13 protein-coding genes and 4 pseudogenes are annotated in these 16503 nt (G+C 59.7%); 5 read left to right on the top strand and 12 right to left on the bottom strand.

All coding sequences use genetic code 11. The features are described 5' to 3' along the window. Positions 1–109 precede the first annotated feature (109 nt). Positions 110–374 (bottom strand): annotated as a pseudogene (locus ACNJX8_RS10370) (AsnC family transcriptional regulator); the annotation flags it as partial. A gap of 1513 nt (positions 375–1887) precedes the next feature. Here ACNJX8_RS10370 and ACNJX8_RS10365 point away from each other — a divergent pair. The 3 genes and pseudogenes from ACNJX8_RS10365 to ACNJX8_RS10355 all read left to right on the top strand — a co-directional run bounded on the left by ACNJX8_RS10365 (position 1888) and on the right by ACNJX8_RS10355 (position 2574). Continuing rightward, the gene (locus tag ACNJX8_RS10365; protein ID WP_439360511.1) at positions 1888–2064 is read left to right on the top strand and encodes a hypothetical protein; all 177 of its coding nucleotides are present in this window, start codon (positions 1888–1890) and stop codon (positions 2062–2064) included. A gap of 245 nt (positions 2065–2309) precedes the next feature. After that, a pseudogene (locus ACNJX8_RS10360) lies at positions 2310–2429 on the top strand (DUF3768 domain-containing protein); the annotation flags it as partial. 31 nt (positions 2430–2460) lie between these two features. Continuing rightward, positions 2461–2574 (top strand): Lrp/AsnC ligand binding domain-containing protein, encoded by a 114-nt coding sequence (locus ACNJX8_RS10355; RefSeq protein WP_439361874.1) that lies wholly within the window; start codon positions 2461–2463, stop codon positions 2572–2574. A gap of 64 nt (positions 2575–2638) precedes the next feature. Here the strand turns inward: ACNJX8_RS10355 and ACNJX8_RS10350 are convergent, their stop codons facing one another. The 11 genes and pseudogenes from ACNJX8_RS10350 to ACNJX8_RS10300 all read right to left on the bottom strand — a co-directional run bounded on the left by ACNJX8_RS10350 (position 2639) and on the right by ACNJX8_RS10300 (position 13808). Next, on the bottom strand, positions 2639–4762 hold the full coding sequence (locus ACNJX8_RS10350) for a prolyl oligopeptidase family serine peptidase (RefSeq protein ID WP_439360510.1): 2124 nt from the start codon (positions 4760–4762) through the stop codon (positions 2639–2641). A 343-nt stretch (positions 4763–5105) separates the two neighbouring features. Beyond that, on the bottom strand, positions 5106–5555 hold the full coding sequence (locus ACNJX8_RS10345) for a hypothetical protein (RefSeq protein ID WP_439360509.1): 450 nt from the start codon (positions 5553–5555) through the stop codon (positions 5106–5108). 288 nt (positions 5556–5843) lie between these two features. Then, positions 5844–6260: a shikimate kinase gene (locus ACNJX8_RS10340; RefSeq protein WP_439360508.1), complete on the bottom strand. Its 417-nt coding sequence runs from the start codon at positions 6258–6260 to the stop codon at positions 5844–5846. Between the two features lie 76 nt (positions 6261–6336). Further along, a pseudogene (locus tag ACNJX8_RS10335) lies at positions 6337–6384 on the bottom strand (hypothetical protein); the annotation flags it as partial. A gap of 832 nt (positions 6385–7216) precedes the next feature. Then, positions 7217–7423, bottom strand: a complete 207-nt coding sequence (locus ACNJX8_RS10330) for a cold-shock protein (RefSeq protein ID WP_439360507.1) — start codon at positions 7421–7423, stop codon at positions 7217–7219. Positions 7424–7516: 93 nt separating this feature from the next. Further along, on the bottom strand, positions 7517–7858 hold the full coding sequence (locus ACNJX8_RS10325; protein ID WP_439360506.1) for a hypothetical protein: 342 nt from the start codon (positions 7856–7858) through the stop codon (positions 7517–7519). Further along, positions 7855–8960 (bottom strand): annotated as a pseudogene (locus ACNJX8_RS10320) (IS5 family transposase). The gene ACNJX8_RS10325 and the pseudogene ACNJX8_RS10320 overlap by 4 nt, the downstream one beginning before the upstream one ends. Before the next feature lie 224 nt (positions 8961–9184). After that, a complete protein-coding gene (locus tag ACNJX8_RS10315; protein ID WP_439360505.1) occupies positions 9185–11308 on the bottom strand; it encodes a prolyl oligopeptidase family serine peptidase in 2124 nt (707 codons plus the stop codon). 580 nt (positions 11309–11888) lie between these two features. Further along, entirely contained in the window at positions 11889–12422 is a 534-nt protein-coding gene (locus tag ACNJX8_RS10310; protein ID WP_439360504.1) for a DUF2285 domain-containing protein, read from the bottom strand. A gap of 58 nt (positions 12423–12480) precedes the next feature. Then, on the bottom strand, positions 12481–12672 hold the full coding sequence (locus ACNJX8_RS10305) for a transcriptional regulator domain-containing protein (RefSeq protein ID WP_439360503.1): 192 nt from the start codon (positions 12670–12672) through the stop codon (positions 12481–12483). Positions 12673–13052: 380 nt separating this feature from the next. Next, positions 13053–13808 carry a type VI secretion system ImpA family N-terminal domain-containing protein gene (locus ACNJX8_RS10300; RefSeq protein WP_439360502.1) on the bottom strand — a complete coding sequence of 252 codons (756 nt, stop codon included), beginning with the start codon at positions 13806–13808 and terminating at the stop codon, positions 13053–13055. A gap of 768 nt (positions 13809–14576) precedes the next feature. Between ACNJX8_RS10300 and aepX the strand changes: the two genes are divergently transcribed. Together aepX and ACNJX8_RS10290 are read left to right on the top strand one after the other, a co-directional pair. Further along, a complete protein-coding gene (gene aepX / locus ACNJX8_RS10295) occupies positions 14577–15443 on the top strand; it encodes a phosphoenolpyruvate mutase (protein ID WP_439361873.1) in 867 nt (288 codons plus the stop codon). Between the two features lie 238 nt (positions 15444–15681). Beyond that, positions 15682–16500, top strand: coding sequence for a phosphocholine cytidylyltransferase family protein (locus ACNJX8_RS10290; protein ID WP_439360501.1), 819 nt, complete (start codon positions 15682–15684; stop codon positions 16498–16500). The last annotated feature ends 3 nt before the right edge of the window (positions 16501–16503 follow it).

The following is a 16503-nucleotide window of genomic DNA, read 5'->3' as shown; positions in this document are numbered from 1 at the left end:
CCGTGTCAGAAGTTGGACACGAAATCCTTGTGGGTGAGCACTTGGTTATGCGAGCCGATCCGGCAAGATCTCGTGTCTAGGACTGCCGCCGCCCTAACCATCATTTAGCAATCGCAGATAGGATCGATTTCGAAAGGGAGGCGCGCTCCCGCTCCGGGGTGACCAGCACAAGCATTTGAATAGGTCTTCCCACCGCCTTCGGCGAGACGATTGAGGCGTCGGCTTCGATGATGACCTCTGAGCTGAGCCTCTTCAGTCGTCCTTGACAGGGCGGTAGCAGAAAGCCCGGCCATTTCGCCGAGCACCTCGGAAGTTAGGCGGTTGTTCTTTTGTACAATCTCAAGGATGTGGGCGTCTACGCGATCGGATCGCATGATCAGCTCCCGCCTGATGTGAATTCCGCCGCGAAATTCCTGTGCGATGCAGGAAATCGTCCAAACCTCAGGAAAGTGCGCCGCAAATAGGTTCAGGACAAGAGTTTGCTGAATGAAGATAACGGGCGCAGGGAAATCAAAGCCATGGCAACCACCATGCTTTTAGACCCGCTGGAAATCCCTGCGGAAGGACTTCACGGAAGCCCTCCTGAGGCACTACTCCATCGGGCAGCGCAAGGCCGCGGTTTCCATCAGCAAGACCACCAGCGACTGCCCGCTACTATCTGTTCTTTTGGAGGACGGGCAGAGGCTTCACCTCACCGTCACGAGGGCCCGGTCATAATCGTCTTTCCACGATGGCATTAATCTCCGGTGCCGTTTTCTTCGACATGGCCGGCATCTATGCACCGCCGGCCAGAATGCGTGCCTGGCTGATGCCGCGGCCGCGAGCAGGACCGCGCTCGCGTCGCTGGGCGCTGTCCGGTAATCACCTCGACGGGAGGATGGGAATCACCTTCCTGCCTGGCATCAAGCATGGCATTTGCCATCGTTGCACCTCCGCCGATCTGCTCATGCCAAGCTGTAGCGCTGGCGAAACTCGCAATGGCGAGGTGGGGCCTCATGCCGGTTACGGCCAACAGGTGATCTCGAATGAAAGACGCAGATTAAGTGAGGCGGCTTTATTTGCGAGGCGGCTCTGGTTGTCGCGAAGGTTCTTTCACCCGGGCGGGGGCGGTCGGCCGCAATGGCTCAGGTGCACGGCTTGGATCCAGCACACGGCCAAGCTCATGCCTCGACCGGAGGTCCTGTAAGCTCGATTCCAGTGAGGGTTCTTCAGCCATGCGCCGAGTGTCCGAAGAAGCGAGGCCCGGCAATGGAGGCTAAAACCAACCGGACCTCGCAGCCGCCAATCCCGCGGGGGAATCGATGGAGCTGAAGAATCGCATAGCAAGCTGATATGGGCCTTACGTTCCCACAACGCGCGGTTTGGAAAGAGCACTCAATCCAGCTTCAATGATGGAGATGTCCTGATTGATCTGAGCTATTGTTGCCTTGCAGTCGAAACCCGTCCTGGCCTTCAAATCCAACGCCAACCGACGTCGATGCATCATTAGATCCTCAAGGGACTGACGGTCCTTCAATCGAATAAAGCCCTCTACAATCAACTCCATCGCATGTGACATAACACGACTCACTAAAATGTCTGAAAACAGAGAGACATCATAGATCTGCTTGCTCCTTCGTCAACGCTTGGACGCACCAAAGCGATAAAAGCGTTGATAGCACCCGCATCCAAATTCGTTGCAGTACATCTCTAAAGTATATTGCCGGTGTCGTTGTACGTAACGTTCCAATCTGTGGCCGGAGCAACACGCTCGGGCGGTAAATGAACTGCTGGTACATTCCGTACTTTTTCTGACGACGCGCCGCGCTTGATTTGGATTTTAATGGCTGGCGAGACAGGCACGGGGAGACTCTTCGTTCGCGCTCACTTGGTCGGAAGAGGTGCGATATGAATCATGACGATAAGGGAAATCGCCATGAAGTATCGGTGATGACGGACGAACAGCACGAGCTGGAACACTGCAAGCAAGAGATTGCTCGTCTCAAACAGCTGGTTGTGCGCCTTTCTGCAATTGTGTTGCGCAACGTCGTAAGAGATGGCGAGAACCGAAAGGAACGCGCGTGAGTCTCTGGCCGCCCACCGAACGCCAGCCACGGAGGGAGACGAACGTTGCGTCGTAGCGCTGTTCTTGGCAGCGCGGCTCCCTCCGGGGGGCAGGGAGCAGCCCTGTCCTTATCTCCATAAGGGCGGGGCTCGGCGCTCGTCACATGGCACCCTGCCGAAGCGAGAACGCGGAGGAGCGCGATGATGAATGGTATCGCCCTTCTCGACGACGCTTTCCGGCGCATTCCGCGGCGGCCACGTCATGAATGACAATCGGAGTCGCAGAGCTACCCGCGTGCGTAAAGGCCGAAGCCCTGCGTCACGTAGCGGATTTCTCCGGATTTACGGAGGAGAACGATCCGTACGGTGAGCACGACTTCGGAAGCTTCGACTTGGTAGGTCGGATTCCGCCGTCCCATTGCAGACATTGCGGAGATCGTCGAAGCCTATCGCTTGACCGGCGAAATCGATTATCTGCTCCGCCTGGTAGTGCCAGGCGTAGAGGTCTATGACGCGATCTACAGAAGCTGATCAGTCAGCTCGTTCATTAGCATGGAAGTGCTGACGTTTACGACCGCGGTACCGTTGACCTATTTTAGGGTGCGCCTTCCGGTGGCTCGGGGCAAAGCCGCCTGGATGCATAAGTGTATTCCAGAGCCAGCCGGCGTGCACGTTCGATGAGATTTGCGGCAGTGCTGTGCCCCCCATCGATGTTCTCAAAGTAAAAATAAGATTGGCCGAGTGCAGCGAGCTTCGCGGCGGCCTTACGGCCGTGCGCAGGATGCACGCGGTCGTCCTTGGTGGAGGTAAAAATGAAAGGCTCCGGGTAGGTCTTGCCCGGTACCAGCATTTGGTACGGCGAGTAGGTTTCGATCCACTCTCGTTGTTCGGGAATGGCCGGGTCGCCATACTCGGCGGTCCAGGACGCGCCCGCGCCCAAGTAGGTGAATCGAATCATGTCGAACAGCGGCGCCCCTATGATCGCCGCGTTGAAAAGCTCGGGGCGCTGGGTTATTGCGGCACCGACCAGCAGGCCCCCTTGGCTGGCGCCGATCACGCCGAGCCGGCGCGGACTTGTGACTTTCCGACGGATCAGATCGTCGGCGACCGCGATAAAATCATCCCACGTCTTTTGCTTCGTTGCCCCCTGGCCAGCCCGGTGCCATGGTGGACCGAACTCGCCGCCTCCCCGCAGGTTGGCAACAACATACGCATTCCCCTGCTCGAGCCAAAGCCGACCCAGAGATCCCTCGTATGAAGGGAGACGCGGAACCTGAAACCCGCCATAACCATAGAGAAGCGTCGGGGTCGACCCATCAAATCTTGCGCTCCTGGGCCGCACCAGAGAGTACGGAATCCGCGTCCCATCGCGCGAAGTCGCCTCGAGCTGCTCCACGACATGCTTCGATGCGTCGAACATCGCAGGTGCCGTCTTCAAGAGCTCGAGCCGTTTGCTTTTGGCATCAAAGTACCAAAGCGATGTTGGCGTGAGATAGTTAGAGACGGTAAACGTCATTTCATCGTTTTGCGCGGAAGTGGCTGATAGGCTTACGGTCGCATTCTTCGGCAGCGGGACTGGTGTGGCATGCCATGCACCTTGATCGTACCTGTAGACGAACGCTTTGCTTTGAAGGTTGTCAAGAATGGTCAGGACCAGGAAATTCCTGGTGGTGCCAAATCCGCTGAGTGCCTGCCGGCAGTTGGGCTGGAAAACGACAGAGGGTTTGGCACGCAGCGGATCCTGCTTCCATTCGGCCAAATCATACGAGATCATTGAGCCGGCCTTGAAGCCGGTATCGCCGGAGCGGATCCAGTCTTCGTCCAGTTTCACAAGCAGCCGGCCACTCGCGATGCCGACGATCAAGGCCTTCTTCGGCAGATCGAGCTCGATCGGCCCGGCGGGCCCGAACAGCACATACTGCCGCTCGAAGAAGTTGATTTGACGGACCACGCCGGTTACATCCATCCGCCCTGCACCAAGCACAAACGGCAAGGTCTTGAAGTCGGTGTGCTGGCCGCGAAAGACTTCGCGCGCCTGATCGAGCGGCTGAGCGCGCTTGAGCTCCTTCAACACGAAAGGGAAGCCGGCCTCGGTCGTGGTCCCCTCGCCCCAATCACGTGCAACAAGGACGGTGTCACGATCAATCCAGCTGACGTTCTGCTTGCCCTCGGGCAGTTGGAATCCACCTGCAACAAAGCTTTTGGCTTCGCTGTCGAACTCGCGTATGGACACGGCGTCCTTGCCACCGTCGGAGAGTTTGACGAGGCAGCGCCGCTCAAGGCAGCTGCGACCCTTGTAGACCCAGTTCTTGTTCTCGGCGAGAGCGAGCGCGTCAATGTCCAGGATGGTCTCCCATCGGGGATCCTGGCCGCGGTAGCTCTCAAGCGTAGTGCGCCGCCAGATGCCGCGCACATGGCTCTCGTCTTGCCAGAAGTTTTCAAGTCCTTGCCGTTTCAGCGAAACGGACGGAATCCGGTCTTTTGCCTGGAGGATCGTCAGCGCGTCCCGGTAAAAGCGATCGTAGCGGGGATCCGATTGCAGCAAGCCGAGCGTCTTTTCGTTCTCGGCCTGTGCCCAGGCCAATGCGCGCGGCCCCTCGACCTCCTCGAGCCAGAGGAACGGATCGTCCACTGGGGTCGCACCAGACTGCCCGTGGAGCAGCGCGACTGTAAGACATATCATCGAGCGCAACGCGGCGCGCATAAGGGACTTTTTCATTTGGCTTATCCTCGGACCAGGCACGCAGGCAGAGCCCGCAAGTTCTTGCGAGTGGGCGAACGTAGCGAAATTCGTGTTGCGACCGTGCACGCGCTGTGTCGCGCCGCCCGCAGCTCGATCTGTGCAAGCAGCATGCCGCCGACAAACAGCACGTTTCCGCCGCATCGTGCCGCATCGCCATGCCAGCTTCCCGACAATGGCTCTGAAGCTGACAATCAGGTGTCCGCCAGGTAGCGTTTCGGCGTCAGACAGCCTCGTCTGCCCTCTGAGGCCGCCGGTTCGACGGGAATGCTATCGCGGCGCGGCTGCTTCTCGCTTACGTGCGGACATGAGGCGTGAGCTCTTAGCCGCCTGAGCGTTGGCGGCGTGACTTGCGGGCGGGCATCGTTGCGACAAGGAAGAGCGCGTTGAGCAGTGGCCAAATCGCCGCCAGGCGAAGGCTGTGTTCATGGCAAACCTGCCAACGACTTGCCATGAACGATAAAGGGGGTATCAACCACAGAGCTCTGTCGAGCGAGAAAGTTATTGTGGTGCCGCAGTGAAGCTGGCCGGATCGATGGGATGCGGAACACCGTCTGACATACAGGACGAGAACCTGCCCGTCGCCGCAAGTGCCTGACATGCCCAGCCCAATCGTGCTCATCGACATCGTCGTCAGTGGCATTCTACATTCGAACACCTGAACGTTGCCTTTCCAAATGGTGACCGGACTAATGGCATCGGGGGTAGCGAGAAAGCGGCCCTGGTTGTCGATGATCGCTCCAGCGAGCTGAGCCATTTCGTGGATCAGCATGCCTCGTTGCACAACACGAGGATTGACGTGTCAGCAGGCGCTTGCCCCGCGCCCGACGAGTCCGGCCCAACCGTCGGCCCCCGCGGCATTCAGGAAAACCCGGGCCGCATGCCCGCCGATCTACTGCTATGGCGTTGGTACCGCGGCAAATTGTGCCGTAGCCGGCAGCGGCCCGGAGGATGCCATCGATGAACAGGGACGCCGGGGCTGAATTGTCAATGCGGATTCAGTCCAGCAGTATGAGCGCGGCCTGGAGTGAGCTGCTTCGTCACAACAAAGACGGCCCGCTCAAGCAGGTTGGCTGGCAGTGCCGCCGGTAAGCTTTTCGTGGAGCTTGCTCAGCAATTCATCCGCGCTCTTATTGATCTTCCGGTCGGTCGGTTCAACGCTGAGATGGGCCATTTGATAGACAGCAGCGCGCTCGCGCATCATCTCCTTGATCGCCTCCTTCGCATCGCCGGTTTGCAGCAGCGGGCGCGTTCTATCCCTAGCCAGGCGTTTAGTGATCGTGTCCAGATCGGTATTGATCCAGATCGAGACTCCCTTCTCGCGGATACAGTCGCGGATCTTCTCGCTCATGAAGGCGCCGCCGCCCGTTGCCAGCACGAGCCGCCAGTGCGTTGCGGCTAGGGACGCGCCCGACGCCGCGCTCGAGCAACGAAAGGATCGCACTCTCCTCCATATCTCTGAAATACTGCTCGCCATGGTCCTTGAAAATCTGGTTAATGTCTTTGCCTGCTCTGGTCGCGATCTCCTTGTCGGAATCGATAAACTCAAGGCCCAACAGCCTGGAGAGCTTGCTGCCAATTGAGGACTTCCCTGCGCCCATCATGCCGACGAGCACGATCGGCTTCTCGCCCAGCTCCGATCCGCGGAGCGACGGCTAGACTTGTCGCGCTGGCCGTTCTTTGAGCCTGCGAGCCGAGAGCATCGCGAAACATAAACTTCGCCGAAAAGATACTCAGATCCGGCGTGTTCGGCCAGCCGCTTCATGCGCTCGGTCCAGTCATGGCCGCTGTTCATCAGGATCTCGCGGTGCGTCGGACTTCGGCAACGGAAGCCCGCCCGGCAGGCTGGCCGGCCAGCACATTCAGGACGTCAGCTGGAAGGAGATTTGCCGTGTCTCCGATCGGCTGTGTATGTGTGCAGTTCCCCGTGCAGTGGATCAAGGTCAGGGGTGCATCGTCAACACCATGGCGCCGTTAACCTCAACTATATTGGCTCACCCCAAGCGCCGGCGCGTAGCAGAAATAGACCTGCAGGCTCAGCGCAGCAGGCCAGTATGGTCCATAACGGACGAACCCGGTTGTGCGAGCACTTTCATGAGCTACATGCATCACGTCTGGACAGGGGAGCACCAGCCCGGCGGCTTGCACTTCCCGGCGCTTTGATCACGAGCGTACGGTCCGGACGGTTCGTGGCCGGCTGGCAGGAATATCTTGCCACGTCAACACTGCGATCGGGCTCGCAACTCCTGTAACTCTGACGGCAGCGATCGGTCGACGGCCTCAGGAGATCAAGGCTGTCATGCGGTTTGCGAGAAAGCCTCGGGGCAGGAAGAGATCGTCGAAAGGCCAAACGCCCGGCGCGCCGTGACAAGGCATCGCCGGACAGGTGCGAGAACACGCTTTGCAGTGAGCAGTTTCTGGAGGCGAGTCGGATCAGCCAACCCGGAGATCCTCAGCTGACATCTTGCCCGAACGCCCGGCCTTGAGCTGATAACTTACCCGTGCCCCCTCTTCGAGGGTGGTGTAACCGGCCTTTTCGACGGCACTGATGTGCACGAAGACATCGGAACTACCGTCCTCAGGCCTGATGAACCCATAACCTTTGGTCGAATTGAACCACTTCACAATACCCATTGTCACGGCGGCATCTCCATAGTGAACCGTTGTGATCTAGCGAAGAGTCTCCCGGCCATCAAGACGGGCGGCAAGAGACGCCCGGCGTCGCTGCGCTGGTCACGTGCTCATTTTTGTCGCGTGGCTCTTGCAGGCTCTTGAAGAAGCAGCCAGTCGGCGGGAGATAAAAGGAATGTTGTCGCCGCCTTCGAGGCATATCTTACCTTCGAGCGAGCCATCGGCGAGCTGTTCTGCCCAACCACGGCCTTTTGCGGGCTCCATCTCGTCGTTGCCATCCCATGTGAACTCGACGGCATCGCCTTCGCAGCGGCCATGTATTGCTCCCGTGAGGCAATCCAGAGCGAATTCGCCACCGTCGTTTGTGAACAGGATGTAAGAGCCCGCCCCAGCCATGCCGTGATCGGGCGTTTCCACGACGCGCCATTTGCCCCGCACGCTCATAGCTGCACCGCCAGCAGCTTGGGCAGGCGGATCAGATTGTAGGCGGCAAGCGCCAACGTAAAGACGGCGTCCACACGCTCGCGCCCTCGCAGCTTTACCTTGGCCAGACCGGCGGAACTCTTGATCCATCCGAACACTTCCTCAATCCGCTTGCGGCAGCGTTGGCTGATCTCGTAGCCGGCATGGCGGGTGGAGCGGGCATCGACCGCCGTCTTGCGCGGGACGCCGGTCTTGCTGAGGTGTCCGTCGATTGCGATGTGCGGCGTCACCGATCGTTCTCTCAAGTCGTGCACGAACTGCGTAACGTCATAAGCCTTGTCCGCGCCGAGCGTGACCCGCCGGCCTCTGGGATGGCAATTATCAATCAACGCCAGCGCTGTCTCTCGTTCGGCCGTACCGGTGGCCTGGCTGACAATGCCGCCGACCGCCAAACCATGGCGATTTTCCATCAGAGCATGCCCCATGTAGCAGAGCTTGGCCGGCTGCCCATCGCCCTTCTTGTACAGCCGAGCCTCCGGATCGGTGGTGCTTTGGTGCGTCTTGTTTGAACGCTTCTCCTTGTGGAAGCTGCGCTCAGCGTTACGTCCCGGCCCCCCACTGTCGTTGTCGCCTCCATCCCTTCTGCGGAAGCTCTTGATCGAAGCCCACGCCTCGATCAGCGTGCCGTCCACCGAGAAGTGGTCGCTCGAAATAGCCGCTTCACTTTCGGCTGAGCCATTACCGCCGAAAGGAACTTAGCGGCGATCTCACCCTCTAACAGCCGGTCGCGGTTCTTGGAAAAGGTCGAGTGATTCCACACCTGATCGTCCACTCCCAGACCAGCAGACCAGCGGAATAACAGGTCGAACTCCAGCCGTTCCATCAATTGTCGTTCCGAGCGGATGCCGTAGAAGGCCTGCAGCAAAATCGCCCGGAGCAGCCGTTCAGGTGCAATCGAGGGCCGGCCAAAGTCCGTGTAAAGCCCTGCAAATGCCTTCGAAAGATCGTCCAGCGCAGCGTTCACGATTGCCCGGATCGTCCGTAGCGGATGATCCCGGCGAACCCGCGCTTCAAGGTCTACGTAACTGAACAGCGATCCAGACCGCTCGTCCGATCCCCGCATCCCGGCCTTCCGATTCAATCATCGAGAGAATCACGTCCAATTCCATTCCGCCAGAGACTTCTTCAACAGCCCGCTAGCTGCCGCCCTCAAGACACTCGCAGGGCTGCGCTGTTCGCCCTTGGATGTCAGCCGTACGCCGGGCCATGTCGGACGAACAGGGGTCTGCCGAGACAATCCTCAAGAAGCGCGTCTTTTATCGGCTTGGATCAACCCGTCCACCGAATTTACTCAGAACAAAGCCGCCTCCATGCATAGGTGTATTCAAGGGCCAGCCGACGCGCATGTTCCATGAGATTGGCCGCGGCGCTGTGTCCTCCATCGATGTTCTCGTAGTAGAAGTAAGGCTGGCCCAGCGCGGCGAGCCTCGCGGCAGCCTTGCGGCCGTGCGCAGGATGCACGCGGTCGTCCTTGGTGGAGGTAAGAATTAAGGGAACGGGATAGGTCTTGCCCGCCACCAGCTTCTGGTAGGGCGAGTAGCCTTCGATCCACGCACGCTGCTCGGCAATGGCGGGGTCACCGTACTCGCCGATCCAGGAGGCGCCCGCGCCCAGTTTGGTGTATCGAAGCATGTCAAACAGCGGCACCTGGATGATCGCCGCGTTGAAGAGCTCGGGACGCTGGGTGATTGCGGTGCCAACGAGCAGGCCGCCCTGGCTGCCGCCGATCGCGCCTAGCCGGCGCGGACTGGTGATCTTCCGGCGGATCAGGTCCTCGGCAACGGCAATGAAATCATCCCATGTCGTCTGCTTCGTTGCCGCCCGGGCCGCTTGATGCCATTGGGGGCCAAACTCGCCGCCCCCGCGCAGGTTCGCAACGACATAGGCATTGCCCTGTTCGAGCCATAGCCGCCCCACCGGTCCCAGATAAGAGGGCAGAAGCGGAACCTGGAACCCGCCATAGCCTTGGAGAAGCGTCGGGATCGTGCCGTCAAACCTTGCGTTCTTGGGCCGCACCAGAAAATAGGGAATTGACGTGCCATCACGCGAAGTGGCCTCGAGTTGCTCCACGACATGGTTGGACGCATCGAAGGCAGACGGTGTCGTCTTCAATTCCTCAAGCCTTTTGCTTTCGGCATCAAAATACCAGATTGACGTTGGTCTGAGATAGCTCGAGACGGCGAACATGGCCTGGTCCGCTTCATCGGAGGTGGCTGACAGACTGACATTTGTATGTTCCGGCAGCGGGATCGGCGTCGCCGACCAAGCTCCCTGATCGTACTTATAAACGAACGCTTGACTCTGAACGTTCTCAAGGATCGTCAGGATCAACAAATTCTTTGTGGCGCTTAAGCCGCTCAAGGCCTGGCGGGGCCTAGGTTGAAAGACAAGCGAGGCTTTGGCGCGCAGCGGATCCTGTTTCCATTCGGACAGGTCATACGAAATCAGCGATCCGGCGGCGAAGCTGATATCGCCGGGCGGTGTCCATTCCTCGTCAAGCTCCACAAGCAGGCGGCCGCACGCGAGCCCGACGATCGTGGCCTTCTTCGGCAGATTGAGCTTGACGGGCCCGTCCGGGCGGAAGACCACATGCTCGTACTCGAAGGAGTTGATCACGCGGGTCGCGCCGGTCGCATGAATATGAGCTTCGCTGTCACGAAGCACGAAGGGGTGCGTCTGAACGTCGGTGGGCTCGCCACGAAAGATCTCGCGAGCCTCACTGAGCGGTTGAGCGCGTTTGAGCTCCTTCACCACAAAGGGGTAGCCGGCTTGCGTCAAAGTCCCCTCGCCCCAGTCCCGTGCAACAAGGAGTGTGTCGCCATCGACCCAGCTGACGTGCTGCTTGCCCTCTGGAAGATAAAAGCCGTCCGCAACGAAGGTCTTGGCGTCGCGGTCGAACTCTCGTATGGACGCGGCGTCCTTGCCGCCATCGGAAAGACTAATCAGGCAGAGGCGCTCTTCAGGCGGAAGGCAGCTGCGGCGTTTATAGACCCAATTCCTGTTCTCGGCGACAGCGAGCGCGTCGATATCGAGGATGGTCTCCCATCGCGGGTCCTGGCTGCGATAGCTCTCAAGCGTGGTGCGCCGCCAGATGCCGCGCACCTGGTGATCATCTTGCCAAAAATTTTCCAGTCCGTGCCGTCCCAACGAAACGTACGCGATCCGATCCTTGGCCTGCAGGATCCTGAGCGCCTGTTCGTAGAAGCGCCGATAGCGGGGGTCTGACTGGAGCACGCCGAGGGTCTTGTCATTCTCGGCGCGTGCCCAGGCCAACGCGCCCGGCCCTTCGATCTCCTCGAGCCAAAGGAACGGATCATCAGCTGCGGCCGCATTCGTCGGCGCCTGCGAAACGGTCACGGCGGTGAAAGAGGCAATCGAGAGCAATGCGGCAGAGAGGAGTGACGTTTTCATGGGTTTGCTCCGCATGAGGATGTCCGCGCTCACAGGCTTCGCGCGTCAAGCGCAAGCGGCGCAAGACAAGCAGCGATCGCGAAACGTACATAGATGGTTTGCGCCAGCTGGCGGCCCATTAACTGCAAGCTGCGTGCCGGCTAAAGACTCGCGTATTTCAGTCGCTCAAGGCCGCACGGCCATGTCCGCCTGCCGACATTGGTTGCGAAGCTGACATCGACTGCGTGCCGGCCGGACACCCAGTCAGACAGCCAGCAGTTTCGACATGAACGGGACAGCGATGCACCTGCCGGCCAGCGTAACGCTTGCCTCCTGAGAGCTTGCTCCCGGCTGAGCGTTACCGGTCCGACCTGTCCACCGGCGTCATCACGACAAAAAAAAGCGCGTTGATCAGGAGCCAGGTCGCGATCAGGCTAAGGGCGGTGTGCATCGCGACCTCCAGATCGTTCACTGCAAGCGTTTGCCGGGCTGGACGAGCTCCGTCGCGGTATTCGCACAGAGGTTCACCAGTGGGATATAGTCGTTTGCCTGCGGGCTGCTGGTTGGGAGCACGGCATGCGGCTGGCCGATCAGCGAGAGCTCAGGTGGTGTCGTCAGTGTCTTTGCCCTTATGGCGGAGCAGGTCACGATAGCCGCCTCGCATGAGGCGCAATCCCTGCTTGACCAGACGAATGGTCCGGCTGCGCAGATCGTGTGTCTTCCAGCTTCGATCGGGAATCCGTGGCTTGCCAAAGAGGCCCTGCGCGATGTTGCGATAGCTGTTGCCCTCGAGCCACGCATCCACCGCACGCAAGGCGAGGATGTGCCGATGCCGGGCTCCGATCGACGGAGCAAGAGGCGGCCGTCCAACGGGACGCCGTTCGAGCGCCAGCCAAAATCGATGTGCAGCCTGCAGGCGAAGGTCGAAATTCCGGTCGAGCGGCAGGTCGACGAAAACGAATGATCCGCCCGGCGGAAGTTCTCTTAGCCAAAGCCGATGCTTCGCTCCTCCGAGCGGCACGATGGCATGCCATCCATCGGGCGCTTGACGAAGCTCGCTGCCTGCCAGGTCGGCGAAATCAAGCTCGTACGGATTGGACGCGGTCGAGCCGATCGCCGTGCAGACGGTCAGCACGGTCGACAGCGCCTCAGGCGACCAGAATACAGCCTGTTTGTCGAACGTCTGGTTCGGATCAGCTGCGAAACGTCAGCCCCCACTTCCGTCGGAAGTGATCCGTCGCACCTGAACGTTTGCTCCCTAGCAGGGCTCTGAAGGCTTTTTGATACTCGTGATCGCGGCGCAGCCACTCCCAGGCTATGTCGGCCGGTTCTGCTTTCCTGACATTGTGGTATGCGCTCTCTGATCTCCACTCTGCACCTGACATCGCACGACTTCCCCGCATGTTTGAATGCATAGGTAAGGAACTGAAATTTGCGACGATTTGTGGCTGCGCTTCTTCTATGATTCAATGTTTGATACACTTACCCGATGGAACGATCTACTTTTGCGATTGAACGGACTCGCGTCCGCTTCAGATACCATCACGCCTTGCTTTTAGGTATCGCGGGCGGCAGGCCACGATAGCCCTGATGCACTGTCCCCTGGGGGCGCGCTCAACGGATCTGGGCGACGCCTGCGAAATGGTCGAATACAACGAAGTGAGACCCCGCAGGACAATGGGATGATGGGACGCCGATGTCCTTTCACCAGCCTCGACCAACCGTGGAGGGCCCAGATTACGCCCGAGACTCGCCCCTGGTCCGATTAGGTTTTGGTGAGTGACAAGAGGTCCATAAAGATAGCGCAATAGCCGTGGGCGCAAGGCGCTAGCGCTAAATTCGGTGCTGCTGGCTGCGTACCCTCAGCCGGGCGATGTTGCGCCTCCATCCGCTCTGCAGCTTGGACCGCTTCAGCGGCATGCTCGGTCGCGGTGACCAGCGCGCACGTGGCTTGTTCGTAGTACGATTGCAGTGTCCGGAGCAGAACCTCCAAAGTGAGTTGCTTGTCGATCAGCTTCCCGCTGAGTTGGCGAACGAGATCATCAAGCGCATCATAGGCGACGACCACTGCGCAAGCGTCGGCTTCGGTGGGCACAATTTCAGCCACCGCCGGCGCGAGGCGAGCAACGAGCCAATCGAGCGCTCCGATCCGGGCACGCTCCTGCGTGATCGGCGGAAATAGCCCCTCCCAATGTGCGTCCACCATCTGGCGCAAGAGGGCAAGGCCGACGGCAAGACCCTCATATCCCTCGATCTTAAACAAACCATAGCTCGCCCAGCAGGCGACCAGAATGTCCTTTGACTGCCTCGACAGGATATCGAGCGATCGCGTAGTGACTTTGCCCCAATCAACCCGTGACGGGTAGTCAAACTCTACCCGCCGAACCTCGGCTTCGAGGCGCTTGAATTCGGCGCCGTCGCGTATGTGAGCGCCGGCAGGTGCAGGGCCAGGCACAGCCGTAGCGCCGCGGCGCGACCGCGCCGCGATGTCGGCGCGAACCATAATCCAGTAATCGATCACGCCGACAAAGCCACACGGGCTCCCCAGTTGCCATGCGTCGCGTCCTTCGAACGGTCGTGCCCGCACGGGACAAGACATTGCGAACCGATGATCTGGTGAGCCATCGCTTCCGCTCCCTGCACAGGCGCTATTCCCTGACAGCCTCAATCAAGGTCTGTGCCAATCGCGATGGTTTGTTTCTTAGCAGCTCTGCTTGATCGCTATGTCAGGGATCCGACAGCACGTCGCGCAGCCGACATGAGACTCTGGGCCCTCAGATCCGCTCAATCATTGGGCGGTGCTCCAGGACGCGGGAACTGCGCGGCGGGAGGCCGCAGCCGACGATCATGCTGTCGCTGCTGCGATTAGAGCACACGCTGGTAAACACTAGGGGGCGCCAATCAACTCGGGCTGGTGCGTGCCTCCGCCCCCTCGTTCGGAACGCTTGACAATCCGACGGTCGGGACTGCGACAAGCCCGCCCGTGGCGCTCACGCAGAGCCGCAACCGGCGGCGAGAAATTGCAAGGCTCAAAGCAATATCAGAAACGATCGACCATCTGATCATCATCCAGGCTTGGTCAGAGTTACCGCACATTTGGAGCGAGCCTCAGCAATTCGAGCTCCGAGTCAACTGCCAGTTCTCGTGATTGATCGACATGACAGATACATGTCACCGTTCACTAATGAACGTCGGCCGGTCAGACGCACAAGGAATCGGCATGCCCCCTCCCTCGCCAAATGTCCTGGCCAAGGCCTCCATTCAATCCATCGGCTCACACGTCGAACTGATGCGCGCTGAGGTCTGCTGCAACAGCGAACTTTCCTTTCTGATGGAAGCGCATGACGGCCTCTCCGCCGCGATCGCCCAGCGCGCAGGTTTCAAGGGCCTCTGGGCATCGGGTCTGTCGATAGCCTCCTCTCTGGGTTACCGCGACGCCAACGAAGCATCCTGGAGCCAACTTGTCGATAGCGTCGAGCGGATCGTGGATTCGAGCCAGTTGCCGGTCCTGGTCGACGGGGACGGCGGCTTCGGCAACTTCAATAACGCTCGCCTGCTCGCGCGCAAACTCCGTCAGCGTGGCGCCGCCGGATTAGCGCTGGAAGACAGCTGCTTTCCGAAGATGAACTCGTTCGTTGGCGATCGACATCCCCTCGCCGACACCGGCGAATTCGCCGGCCGTTTGCGCGCGGTGAAGGACACGGTTGCCGACGACCTCGTTCTGGTGGCCCGCATTGAGGCGCTGATCGCCGGGCACGGAATGGACGAAGCAATTTCGCGCGCTCACGCTTACGCCGATGCGGGAGCGGACGCGATCCTCATTCACTCGCGACGGAGCGCCGCGGACGAGATCCATGCGTTCACGTGCGCCTGGCAGAACAGGCTGCCGGTGGTGATCGTTCCAACGAAGTACTATCGGACGCCTATCTCTGCCTATCGCAAAGATCGCATTTCCACGGTGATCTGGGCCAACCACTCCCTGCGAGCTGCAGTATCCGCAATGCGACAAGTCTGCGGTCGCATCTTCGCCGAGGAGACCACTGCAAACATCGAGCCCAATATCGCGCCGCTCGACGAGCTGTTCGACCTACTCGAGTACAACGAACTCGCGACTGCGGAAGCCCGATATCTGCAACCCGACGACCTCGACCATTAGCTTCACATTGATGTGCCAACCTCACTCCTCAGCCTTGCGCGACCTGTTCGACGACGCAGACGCGCTCTTGTATGCGCGTCATGATCGGATCTTCGCGGGAGCTGTTGAAACGTGATCCACGACAAACGAAGAGCTCGAGAGCTCCGACGTCTAGCTGCCTAGCCAGCGCCATTGAGCTTCCGGATCGAAGAAGCGCCAAGCTTATCGAACTTCTTGACTTCTTGTAACCAAGGACGCGATGTCTATCGACGATAAACGACCTCAAACGGTGAGTAGCGCTCCGGCGAAGGCCATCATTCTCGCCGCCGGTGTCGGCTCTCGCCTGCGACCGCTGACGGATTTGCGGCCGAAGCCGCTGGTCGAGGTCAACGGCACGTCCATCCTCCACAATGCCCTGCGCAACTTGGAGGCCGTCGGGGTCAAAGAGGTGACGATCGTCGTCGGTTATCGCAAGGACGCTATTCAATACGCGTGCGGTCGACGCTTCGGTGCGCTCGAGATCGATTATGTGGAATCGCCGATCTTTGACCGCACCGGCAGCGCCTACTCCGTTTGGCTGGCGCGCGAGGCGCTGCTCTCCGGAGACTGCTTTCTCCTGGAGGGCGACGTCTTCTTCGAGGAGGATGCGCTGCGCTATCTGATGATCAGCCAAGCCCCCGACGTGGCTGCAATCGCTCCCTTCGATGAATCGATGGAAGGGTCGGCGGTTTTGTTGTCGGATTGCGGCTTCATCTCGGAGTTCCGAATGAAGCAAACCGGCGAAAACTTGGTCGGGAATGGGCCAACTCTTTTCAAAACGATGAATCTGTTACGACTCTCGGCGCCGACCCTCCAGGCGACGATTGTTCCGGCCTTGGACGAGATCATCGGGTCCGGAGCGACCCAGGCGTACACAGAGGAGCTGCTTTCTTATCTCGTCGAACTGCGGGGCCTGCAGCTTGCGGCGGTGCGATGCGATGGCCTCAGGTGGTATGAGATCGACACGACCGACGATCTGCAGGTTGCAGAGCGTATTTTCGGAATATCGGGAGGCCGAGGCTTGCCCGGCAGAAGGTGAAAG

The sequence above is a fragment of the Bradyrhizobium sp. SPXBL-04 genome (assembly GCF_051853035.1).
Taxonomy (GTDB): Bacteria; Pseudomonadota; Alphaproteobacteria; order Rhizobiales; family Xanthobacteraceae; genus Bradyrhizobium; species Bradyrhizobium zhanjiangense.
This window is presented reverse-complemented; position numbering and strand designations above follow the sequence as displayed.